Annotated in this window: 1 protein-coding gene; it reads left to right on the forward strand. The window is 66.7% G+C overall.

Annotated elements, in window-relative coordinates; genetic code table 11:
- Positions 1-187 precede the first annotated feature (187 nt).
- Positions 188-1,288: IS21 family transposase (gene istA, locus ACWDKQ_RS35705; protein ID WP_450143162.1), on the forward strand; the 1,101-nt coding region annotated here is incomplete at its 3' end.

Raw genomic sequence — 1,288 nt, forward strand, 5'->3', positions numbered from 1 at the left:
GTGTCGGCTGCCAGGAGTAAGGGACCACCTCAGAGCCGGTTTTGCCAGGAGCATGGGACCACCTGTTTGCCACTGATGGGACCGTCTGGGCTGGTGGTTTGCCAGTTATGGGACCGCCCGGCGTGGCTGCGGGGTTTCCGGTCGCTCGGCCGCTCGTATTGGCGGAATGAGCTACCGGGAGGTTTCGGTGATCGAGATCAGGGAGATGCTCCGGCTGTGGCTGGAGGGGCGAGGTCTGCGGGAGGTGGCCCGGTTGTCGGGCACCGATCGCAAGACCGTGCGCCGGTATGTGGAGAGGGCGCAATCGTGCGGGGTGGACCGTGAGGGTGGTGCCGGTCAGTTGACCGATGAGCTGCTGGCGGCGGTGATCGCCGGCGTCCGCAGGAAGCGTCCGAACGGCAAGAGCCAGGCGTGGGAGACCATCGCGGCGCAGTCCGGGCAGATCACGGCGTGGCTGGATCAGGGGTTGACCCTGACGAAGATCCACATTCTGCTCGGGCGCCGGGGTGTGGTGGTGTCGTATCGGACGTTGAACCGTTACGCGAGAACGGAGTTGGGGTTCGGGAAGCGGCGCGTGACGGTGCGGGTGGCCGATTGCGAACCCGGTAGCGAAGTGCAGGTCGACTTCGGCCGGCTCGGCCTGCTGACCGATGCCGAGGGGCGCGGCCGGGTGGTGAAGGGGCTGATCTTCACCGCGGTGTATTCGCGGCACATGTTCGTCTATCCAACCCATCGGGAGACCCTCGGCGAGGTGATCGCCGGGTTCGAGGCGGCGTGGACGTTCTTCGGCGGCGTGTTCGCCGTGGTGATCCCGGACAACATGAAGGCCATCGTCGACCGCGCGAACGCGACCGAGCCGAGGTTGAACGACTCGTTCCGTGAATATGCCGAATCTCGCGGGTTCGTGGTGGATCCGGCCCGGATCCGCAGCCCGCAGGACAAGCCGAGGGTCGAGCGCTGCGTTCCTTACGCGAGGTCGAACTTCTTTGCCGGAGAACAATTCCGGGGCCTCGATGATTGCCGCGAACGGGCGGCACGGTGGTGTCGGGAGGTCGCGGGGATGCGGGTGCACGGCACCACCCGGCTACGCCCGGCCGAGGTGTTCGCCACGGACGAGCATCCGATGCTGAAACCGTTGCCGGACACCGAGTTCGACATCCCGGCCTGGGCCCACCCCAAGGTCGCCCCTGATCGCCACGTCCAGCTGAACCGGGCTCTCTACAGCGTTCCCGATGATCTGGTCGGGCAGCGGCTGACCGCCCGCGTCGACACGAGGACGGTGAAGCTC

The sequence above is a fragment of the Saccharopolyspora sp. NPDC000995 genome, assembly GCF_053599315.1.